A 10,496-nucleotide genomic window follows, 5' to 3' on the forward strand; every position below is an offset into this window, starting at 1 on the left:
AGTACACAAATTGTTAATAACTCGTTTCAAATTCCAGTATCTAAATTCTAAATTCTAGATTGAATTTTTAACTTTGTTATATATTCAATTAACATCAGAAAGATGTTAAAATAAATTCAATAACATTGGAGCATTTTATAGTATCGGCCAGGAAGTACAGACCACAAACATTTAAAGATGTTGTTGGTCAACAGGCTATTACTAATACACTTTTAAATGCTATTGAAAATAACCACTTAGCTCAAGCTTTATTATTTACAGGACCTCGTGGTGTGGGTAAAACTACTTGTGCCCGCATTTTAGCAAAAATGATTAATAGTGATGGTTCTGAATCTGCTAATGAAGACTTTGCTTTTAATATTTTTGAGCTGGATGCAGCTTCAAATAATTCTGTAGATGACATTAGAAGCTTAACAGACCAGGTTAGAATACCTCCACAGGTTGGAAAATATAAAGTATATATTATTGACGAGGTACATATGTTATCCCAGGCGGCTTTTAATGCGTTTTTAAAAACCCTGGAAGAACCTCCAAAGCACTGTATTTTTATACTTGCTACTACCGAGAAACATAAAATTATACCTACCATCTTATCGCGTTGTCAAATTTTTGATTTCAAACGGATTACTGTAAAAGATGCCAAAGACTATTTAAAATATATAGCTGACGAACAAGATATAATTGCTGAAGATGATGCCTTGCACATCATTGCTCAAAAAGCGGATGGCGCTATGCGTGATGCCCTTTCAATTTTTGATAGAGTAGTCAGTTTTTCCGGAAAAAACCTAACCAGGCAAGCTGTAACAGAGAATTTGAATGTTCTGGATTACGAAACCTATTTTATCAGTACAGACCTTATTTTGAATAATAAAATTCCGGAATTATTATTACAATTTAACAACACACTATCTAAAGGTTTTGATGGTCATCATTATATTGCAGGTTTAGCATCTCATTTTAGAGATTTATTAGTAAGTAAAACACAAGAAACTATAGAACTCTTAGAAGTTGGAGACCAAACTAAAGCTAAGTATTTGGAACAAGCTCAAAAAGCTTCACAAGAATTTCTTATGCAAGGTATAAACCTTGCAAACGACTGTGATCTCAAATACAAAACCAGTAAAAATCAACGCTTACTTGTTGAACTATGCCTCATGCAACTTGCCTCTATCACTTTTGATGGAGAAAAAAAAAATAGCAAACATTACATAATACCTGCTTCTTATTTCAAAAAGAAAGGGATTACTCCTATTCCTGTTAATATTCCTAATGAGTTAGATAAAAGCCCCGTAACCAAAGCAAAAGAAAGTGCTGAAGCTTCAGTGTTGGTTTCAAAAACAGTTGAGAAATTTCAGGTAAAAGAACCTTCAAAAATTATTTTAAAACAGGAAAGTAAGCGTACTTCAGGATTATCATTAAGCAGCATTAGAGCAAAAAAAGAACATCAAATACGGCAAATGGATGTTGTTATTAATGAAGAAGACTTACCAAAGGAGGCTTTTACAGAACAGGAATTTATAGTAGTTTGGAATAAATATATAGAAAAACTAATAAGTGATGGGAAGCATAATTTGGCCTCCATTCTATCCATTGACATTCCAAAAGTAAAAGGCTCGGTAGCATATGTTGAATATCCAAATGCAACTAATAAGGTAGAGGTTGAACGCCAACAATATGAATTGTTAGGCTTTATAAGGAAAGCGCTTAATAACTTTGATATCAATCTAAACATTACCATAAATGAGGTTATGGAAAAGCAATATGCTTATACAACGTTAGAAAAATTTGAAAAACTTAAAGAGAAAAACCCTAATATTGACATTTTAAGAAAAACTTTCGATCTAGATGTTTAAAACATACAATATCAATATGTTATACGCTTCACTATTACTAGTGGTAGTTACCTTTATGGCTTGTGACGGTAGATATAGAAAGTTTAAAACCAGTGCTGAAATATTAAAGGCTTCTGACCTCTTAAATTCGTTTAGTAAGCAGATAAATTTTATTCCGGAACAGCCGGTTAAAATTGAAACAGACACTGTTTTAAGTAACGGCTTTCAAGTAAAATTAAATTATTATTCTAAAGCTGATTTTATTGATACAAATGTTTCTCAAGCAAAAAATAGCCTTGTACAAACACAATATTCTAATTTTGAAGCCAAGGTAGAGATTCTAAAAAATAATGTTACAATCAACAGGAGCATCATCAACAAATTCTTTTTTAAGGGCTTTGATTTATCATGGTTTATGGAAAAATCTGTTTTACAGTATGTATGGATAGATTATGAAACTTCTACCAATAAAAAGGTACAATTAAATACATCTTTTAAAATACCGGAAACAGAAAACTATTTGGATTTTTCTATTTCAATTGACGATAAAGGTCTTGTTCAAATCAAACAAAAAAACGTATTAGTTAAAACTATTTAATTTATGTTAGGATTAAAACTACCAACAGACCCAAGATGGGTTAACATTGTTGAGAAAAACATAGAAGAGATACTTACAGATCATGCTTTTTGCGAGCAAAAAGCAACTAGCACAGCAATATCTATTATTGTAAGCTTCCCTGAATATACTGAATTGATACAAGAAATGGTAGCTCTTGTCAAAGAAGAAATAAGCCATTTTAAAATGGTTCATGACAAAATCATAGAGCGCGGATGGACTCTGGGTAGAGATAGAAAGGATGATTATGTTATTCAACTTGTTAAATTCTTCCCTAAAGGTGGTAGTAGAAGAGATCAATTGGTTCACAGGTTATTATACGCTGCTCTAATTGAAGCCAGAAGTTGTGAACGTTTCAGGCTCTTGTCAGAAGAATTACAAGATAAAGAATTGGCTACATTTTACAGAAGCCTTATGGCTAGTGAAGCAAATCATTATACCATGTTTTTGGGTTTTGCCAGAAAATATGGAAATAAAAAAGAAGTTGATACAAAATGGCAGCAACTTCTTGAATATGAAGCTAAAATTATAAGTACTTTAGGAACTTCTGAAGCTATACACGGTTAGAATTTATAGCCTACCCCTATTTGTATAGTTCTATTTTTTGCTGCAATTCCTAAGTTTTCATTAAATACGTTTCTTAGCCCATAAGTGTATCGCGCATCAACAAAAATGGCATAATTAATCTTGTATTCAATTCCAGCAACTCCGGAATAAGCAAAGTTATTGACGCCATCATCTTCCTTATGTACTTTCAACCCAACTTGAGGACCTAGTCCCATGTGAACTTTTTCACTCAATCTAAACCTTAAAAAAATGGGCGTTTGAATATAATCTAAATGTAGTGGTTCAGCATTTGCGCCTTCAGCAGAAAACTGTATTTCTGGCATCAATGAAACCGTTTTAGATAGCCTTATATTGGCAAAAAAACCAATATATAAGCTATTTCTATGCTTGTTTACTATACCGGAAGTATCGTCAAAGTCTAAATTTGAAATATTATATCCTCCTCTAACACCGTATTTTACACCTTGAAACGTTGAGCCATTAGATGACTTCTCATTAGTTTTTTGTTCTTCATCAGGATTTTTATCTTGAGAAAACCCCAGAAGTGATAAACAAAGTAGAACTGTTAATAGTAGTGATCTTTTCATCTGTTTCCTATATTTATTAAACCTATCAGATGCAATTAGCCGAATCCTACAGGGAATATCGGACTCATTTCATTAATAGATTTGGGTTATAATAAATAACAATTATATACGTACGAATATATATTAATAATCTAAAAAGGTGCAATTATAAAAGGTGAAGTGCAAAATTCTACTGTGTATTGCTAGAAACCGTATCATAATAGATACTTTTAATGATACCATCAGCTAACCCAATTTTTGGTACATAAATATTTTTAGCCCCGCTCCATTTCATAGCAGAAAGATAGATCCGCATAGCCGGAATGATTACATCTGCCCTATCCTGGTTCAAATCCAATTCAGTAATACGTTCTTCATATGAATAACTTTGAAGTGTATTGTAATATGAGGTCATATAAAAATAAGACAGTGGTTTCCCCATAGACTTTCCTGATATCTTAAATATTTTATTAATATTCCCACCGGAACCAATTACAGATATTTTATCATACCCTTGTGCATTTTCTCCTATCCACTCACGTAACTCTTGCCAAGCCACTTTTTTTACCATATCATTAAGCAGTCTAACTGTTCCAATTTTAAAAGACTTAGAAACTACTTGATTTCCTCTATCTATAATTGTAAACTCTGTACTCCCCCCACCAACATCAACGTAAAGGTAAGTCTTGTTTTTATCTATGTATTTATTCAAATCGGTAGCAGCAATAATGGCTGCTTCTTCTTCTCCTCCAATAACATCAATACTCAATCCGGCGTGCTTTAATACTAAATCAACAACCTCTTTTCCGTTTTTTGATTCCCGCATTGCTGAAGTAGCACAAGCCTTGTACTTAACTACTTTGTGAGACTTCATTAGCAATTTAAAAGCCAACATGGTATCAAGTATACGCTCCGTATTCTCTTTTGAAATTTTATTCTTTATAAATACATCTGCACCCAACCGTATTGGCACCCTGACCAGTGAATTCTTTTTAAATTGTACAGGCCTTCCTTTTTGTTCAATAATATTGGAAATAAGAAGTCTTACAGCATTTGAACCAATATCTATGGCAGCATATTTTTTTATTGAAAGCATAAATTAATTTTCTAATTTTTTAAGGTAATAGTCATAAATGGCAAATTGAGACCGTACTCTCTCCTTATCTTTATCTTTTACCCGGTATTGATTTTCCTGAGAGTGATTTAATATTCTGGCCTTAACGTTATCATTCCAACAGATATTAAACGTATCAATGACTTCTCTTTTTATATCTTCATCATAAATAGGGCAACTGACTTCCACTCTGTTTTCAATATTTCTTGTCATCCAGTCTGCACTTGAAATATATAATTTTGCGTCCCCATTATTCCCAAAAATATAGATTCTGGAATGTTCTAAAAACTTATCTACAACACTTATTACCTCAATATTCTCACTCATACCTTTAACCCCAGGTATTAGGCAACATATCCCTCTCACAATCATTTGTATCTTTACTCCTGCTCTACTAGCTTCATACAATTTATCGATCATAGGATAGCTGGAAATACTGTTCATTTTTAATCTTATAATGCCTTCTTTACCTTGTTTTACACTTTCAATTTCATTATCAATTAGTCTAAAAACTACTCTTTGTGTGTAATGAGGCGAAACTATTAAATGCTTATAAGTGTTAATCTTATAATTAGTTTCAAAAAAACCAAAAATTTTATTGACATCTTTTAATATCTTTTGATTAGCCGTAAAAAGCGTATGGTCTGTATAAATTTTTGCAGTTGATTCATTAAAATTACCCGTACTAATAAATCCATAACGCTTTATTTTCTTCCCTTCATCTCTCTCAATAACACACATCTTGCTATGTACTTTTAAACCTGCAACCCCAAAAATTAAATTAACACCTTCATCTTCCATTTGTTGTGCATAATCAATATTTGCCTGCTCATCAAACCTGGCGCGTAGTTCTATAGAAACAGTAACAGATTTACCATTTACTGCTGCATTAATTAACGAACTGGCTATATGAGAAATCTCTGCAAGCCTGTAAATAGTAATCTTTATAGTTTTCACCTCTGGATCTAAAGCTGCTTCTCTAAGAAATTTCACTATATAAGAGAATGTTTGATACGGCGCATATAATAAGTAGTCCTTTTTGGTGATAGCCTTAAAGATACTATCTTGCAAACTCAAACCTTTTACAGGTAAAGCTTCAATCTTATCATACATAAGGTCTGTTCTCCCTAAACTGGGAAACCCCATATAATCTCTTCTATTGTGATAACGTCCTCCAGGTATAATACTATCTGTAGTATCTATACCCATTTTAGACATTAAATACTGTAAAGTGTCTTCATGAATAGTTTTATCATAAACAAACCTTACAGGCTCCCCTATTTGTCTATGTTTAACACTGTCTGATATTTTTTCAATAAAGCTTTTACTTAAATCGCTTTCAAAATCCAGTTCACCATCTCTTGTTATCTTTATCATATGGGCGGAAATGCTCGTGTAATCAAAAATATTGAAAATATCGCTTAGGCAATGACGTAGTAAATCATCAACCATTATAATAAAGCTCTTTTCACCTTGTTTTGGAAGTTCCACAAAACGATTAACAGATTTAGGAATTTCAATTAATGCAAACTGTTTTTTATCATCTGCCATTAACATCCTCACTGCAAGATAGGCCGCACTATCTTTTAAGTTAGGTAAGACAACGGATTCATTAAGAATAATAGTGACCAATGCCGGGCTAACAGTTCTTAAAAAATATTGCTTTATAAAATCATGCTGTTTATCATCAATTTGAGTTTCATCGATAATATATATATTTTCTTCTTTTAGTCTTTTGTCAATATTATTTAGTATTTCTACACTTTCACTCTGTTGTTTTATAACTATTTGGGTTATTATTTCAAGTAATTCCTTAGCCTTTATCCCTCCTAATTGATTTTTCCCCCCTTTACCGGCTTCTACAATACGTTTTACCGTAGCATATCTAACCTTAAAAAACTCATCTAAATTATTAGAAAATATTCCAAGAAACCTTAATCTTTCAATCAATGGAACTGACTCATCCTGAGCTTCCTGTAACACCCTGGCATTAAATTGCAACCAACTAATCTCTCTATTTATATAACTATTATTTTTTAGAGTTTCGGATTTAGTCATTTAATAATATTTAATTGTTATCAGCTGAACAAATATATTCTATTTAACTTAAATATTGACTTTTAAATCTATACGAAATTTTTAATATTTTTCAGCAGAGTACATACAAAAAATAGTATTAAAAACTTAACCTCCCTCTATATTAAAAAGAGCTTAAGCGTATAATATATACAAGCAAACAAAACTGAGCAATATTTATTTCAAGTCTTTGGGAAATAAAGTTCCTATAGTTTTTCCGGGTTTTAGACCACCCCAATCATTTAGAGGAAAAGCAATAGTGACTACGCCACAGGTTGGTACGTTATCAATATATAAATCTCCATAAGTATTAACAAAATTAGTTATAGCATGATTATGTCCAAAAAGCATAAGTTTATCAATATAAGGCTCTGATGATCTAATCACTTCGGTAAGCTTTGTTCCTGAAAAATCATATAGTTCATGATTAAATACCACCTTATGCTTTTCAATAGATAGGTTAGATATAAAAATCTCAGCGGTTGTTTTAGCACGTATGGCGTCACTAGACACAATTGCATCAATTTCTAAACCTTTTTTATGCAAGTATTTTGAAACTAAATTAGCATCACTAAAGCCTCTGCCATTAAGAGGCCTTTCATGGTCAATAACATTATGCTTCCATGATGATTTTGCATGCCTGACTAAGATTAACTCTTTCAAAACTATCGATTAAATGCATTTATTATCGACAAAAAGTTGTTTTTATCGATAAAATTCATGTTCTTTGCTTTATAAACTTTAATTAAAGATAAAAAATTAATAGTATTTGAGCATTAAACTCATAAAAAATATGAAACAACTGCTTGACGTCAAAGAACTTATTATTTACGATGAAATGTTTTTTAAGTACTTTTAATCGAATTTATTAGTGATTTGTCATTTATATTTGACCAACTTTTATCATATGCGTTTTTTTGCTATACCTACAAAACTTAAAATTATGAACCCAAATCTGACCAATCACCTAATTAATCCGTTACTCATCAGGAGTACTTCCCTTATTGTTTTTCCCTCAAAAACGTTTATTTATTTATTACTAATCGTTAAAATAAGCTTTTACTAATGCCTATTTCAAGGTCAATTAGTATACGTAATTAAGTTTTAAACAAAATAATCTTATTATACTATGAAGAATAAATCGCTTTTAACGTTTTATACTTTTCTTTTCATATGTTGTTTTTCAATGTTTATAAATGCTCAACAAAAGAAAAAAAATGTATCTAATACTTTTAACTTGGAAGTTGTTAAATACAGTGATAAGCCTAGTTCACAAAGCTATCATTATCATCTTTTGGAATTAAGTAATAAGAGTAAAAAGGTACAGAACTTTACTTTTACTAATACAGAAGTAAAATGTGAAACTGAAAGTAACACCGCAAATGATTTAAAAGCCGACAAACTTGTTGGCCTAGAAAAACAAGAAAAAACAACCTCTGATTTAGTAACAGAATTTTATAACGAAACTAAATCAAAAAAGCTTAATACTATTTCAGTATCACCAAATACTTCGTTCAAGTTTTATGTGAAAATCACAAAACAAATGTCCGTTGAAACAGGAACACTCAGGTGTTCAAAAATTGGTGTGAAATTATTAAATGGTAAAAAAGCCAAAATAAAATCAGTAATGATTAGAACTTTTATTCCTGATCTGAATGTTCAAGGGAGGTAATTTATATTTATTATAAAATATCATATTAATTAGTCAATTAAGAACTTATGAAAATCTCTACCAAACCCATAAACTACCATCAGCTAACATTGGTAGTTCTCATTTTAGTTACTGCATTGGCAAATGCACAACTTCAACAACCGTTTAGCCCTCGTTTTAATGAAGCTGTTAATGGTGACTTTACAATTATAGCTAATAATATGATATCTACCACCTCTACAGGTAACTATACTGGTGGAAGTGATAATCATGGTCTTTCAAATTTAGTTTATGTAGATATTGATAGTGATATTACAACATTTAACTCCAGTAACGCCAATTTTGTAAATCCTGAGCCTGGAGAGGGGTGTCTGATATTAAAAAAAGTATATTTATATTGGGCTGCTTCGGATGGAGAACCTGGTGATTTATCATCAGACAACCAACCTGCTTGGAATTTCAATGAAGTGAAGTTGATGTTACCAACCGAAACATCTTATAGCACTATAACAGCAACCGGAAGTGAAATTATATACAGAGGTAGAGATACCCACTTTAGTAATGAACCTTATATCTGTGTAAAAGATATTACGGCTAGTGTCAATGCACTAGCTAGTCCTTATGGCACTTATCAAGTAGCCAATGTAGAAGGAAAAGAAGGATTTCTAAGTGACCATGATGGTACTCCTGTTGGAGTTTCCGGTGGTTGGCAAATTGTATTTATTTACGAAAGCCCTGCATTACCAATGAAAAACATTACGCTTTTTGACGGATATGCACACGTTAACGGAAGTGGTGGTTACGATATTGAATTTAATGGTTTTCAAACGGTGCCTGCGCCGCAAAATGTAAATGCTAATGTTTTGATTGGAGCTCTGGAAGGTGATCAAGGCTTAGGTGGTGACCGATTACAAATTGAAAATACTTCAAATACATTTGTAGATCTATCAACGTCCCCTACTAGTCCTATTAGAACATCTAGTAACTTCTTTAACAGTAGAATAACCATAGATAATAGTGACTTCACAGATAGAAATCCTGCCAGTACCAATACCTTAGGTTTTGATGCTGCCATTTTTCAATTGTCAAACCCTGGCAATTCAATAATTGGAAATGATCAAACTTCTGCAACGGTTAGACTAACATCTAATCTGGAAATCTATGGATTGTATTTATTAGGGCTATCTGTTGATGTTTGGGAACCAAATCTGGGGCCTATTCATTTGACGCTTAATACCCCTCCTGGAAATAAAAACCCTGGTGACACTCTAGAGGCTAGTTTTAGTATTGAAAATAAAGGTAATGATAACGCAAAAAGCTTAGAAATAACTACAACTTTACCTCCTCAGGTAACTTTAGCCAACCCTGTTATCCCAGGACTTCCGGCTGGAATCACTAATGACTTTGGTGTCCTAGGCCCTAATGTTCTTAGGTTTTTTGTGCCTGATGGTGTTGCTGATGCTGGCGCAAGTGCTGTTGATGTAACTTTTGATATAGAAATTCAAGATGAGTGCTATTTTTTAGAGACCAGTTGTGATCTTGATTTTGAATTACAATTAGAAGCTACTTATACAGGAGATCAAAATCCTGTGGAACAATCTAATGTAAGCTCAGCAAATTTAGATGCTTGTGGTGTGGGGATATTAGATCCTGTTATTGTTAATGTTAACGAACCCACTGTAACAATAAATGCTCCTGATAGTCAATCAGAATCTTCTTGTACTTACGCAAACCAAGCAGAGTTAGATAATGTATTTACAGCATGGTTAAATCAATTTAATACAAGTGGAAATTGTACAAGTGGACAGTTTGATCAATCATATGTTGCTCCTAATCTATGTGGTGGATCGGTAAGTGTTACTTATGAAGTAACAAACTTATGTAACCCTACTTCTGAAACCAGGACTTTTACTGTGACTGCTCCTGCTGCCATTACTTATAACAATCCTGCGGATGAAGATGTGGAGTCTTGTGATTTTGTTGATCAGGATGCGGTTGATACAGCCTTTACTAACTGGGTTAATGCACAGTCAACTGCCATTGCTCAGGCTGGTGGATGTACTCCAAGCTTATC

Annotated in this window: 9 protein-coding genes; 5 read left to right on the top strand and 4 right to left on the bottom strand. The window is 32.4% G+C overall.

Features of this window, described 5'->3' with window-relative positions:
• The first annotated feature begins 125 nt into the window (after positions 1–125).
• From dnaX to VOI54_RS14250, 3 genes are read left to right on the top strand one after another with little or no spacing between them, the layout of a single operon-like run.
• On the top strand, positions 126–1,853 hold the full coding sequence (dnaX, locus tag VOI54_RS14240; protein WP_326283540.1) for a DNA polymerase III subunit gamma/tau: 1,728 nt from the start codon (positions 126–128) through the stop codon (positions 1,851–1,853).
• A gap of 16 nt (positions 1,854–1,869) precedes the next feature.
• Positions 1,870–2,430, top strand: coding sequence for a hypothetical protein (locus VOI54_RS14245; RefSeq protein ID WP_326283541.1), 561 nt, complete (start codon positions 1,870–1,872; stop codon positions 2,428–2,430).
• 3 nt (positions 2,431–2,433) lie between these two features.
• A complete protein-coding gene (locus VOI54_RS14250) occupies positions 2,434–3,015 on the top strand; it encodes a MiaE family protein (protein ID WP_326283543.1) in 582 nt (193 codons plus the stop codon).
• Here VOI54_RS14250 and VOI54_RS14255 read toward each other — a convergent pair.
• The 4 genes from VOI54_RS14255 to VOI54_RS14270 form a co-directional block, all read right to left on the bottom strand.
• A complete protein-coding gene (locus tag VOI54_RS14255) occupies positions 3,012–3,602 on the bottom strand; it encodes a porin family protein (protein WP_326283545.1) in 591 nt (196 codons plus the stop codon). The two genes, VOI54_RS14250 and VOI54_RS14255, sit on opposite strands and share 4 nt — an antisense overlap.
• 169 nt (positions 3,603–3,771) lie before the next feature.
• Entirely contained in the window at positions 3,772–4,677 is a 906-nt protein-coding gene (locus VOI54_RS14260; protein ID WP_326283546.1) for a Ppx/GppA phosphatase family protein, read from the bottom strand.
• A 3-nt stretch (positions 4,678–4,680) separates the two neighbouring features.
• The gene (gene ppk1, locus VOI54_RS14265) at positions 4,681–6,753 is read right to left on the bottom strand and encodes a polyphosphate kinase 1 (protein WP_326283547.1); all 2,073 of its coding nucleotides are present in this window, start codon (positions 6,751–6,753) and stop codon (positions 4,681–4,683) included.
• A gap of 195 nt (positions 6,754–6,948) precedes the next feature.
• On the bottom strand, positions 6,949–7,434 hold the full coding sequence (locus tag VOI54_RS14270) for a SixA phosphatase family protein (protein ID WP_326283548.1): 486 nt from the start codon (positions 7,432–7,434) through the stop codon (positions 6,949–6,951).
• Between the two features lie 574 nt (positions 7,435–8,008).
• Between VOI54_RS14270 and VOI54_RS14275 the strand changes: the two genes are divergently transcribed.
• Complete coding sequence (locus VOI54_RS14275) at positions 8,009–8,443, top strand: hypothetical protein (RefSeq protein WP_326283550.1); 435 nt, start codon at positions 8,009–8,011, stop codon at positions 8,441–8,443.
• 47 nt (positions 8,444–8,490) lie between these two features.
• Positions 8,491–10,496, top strand: a 2,006-nt coding sequence (locus VOI54_RS14280) for a COG1361 family protein (protein ID WP_503619839.1), incomplete at its 3' end; no start/stop codon positions are given.

The organism is Alterotamlana spongicola (genome assembly GCF_035818475.1).
Lineage (GTDB): Bacteria > Bacteroidota > Bacteroidia > Flavobacteriales > Flavobacteriaceae > Cognatitamlana.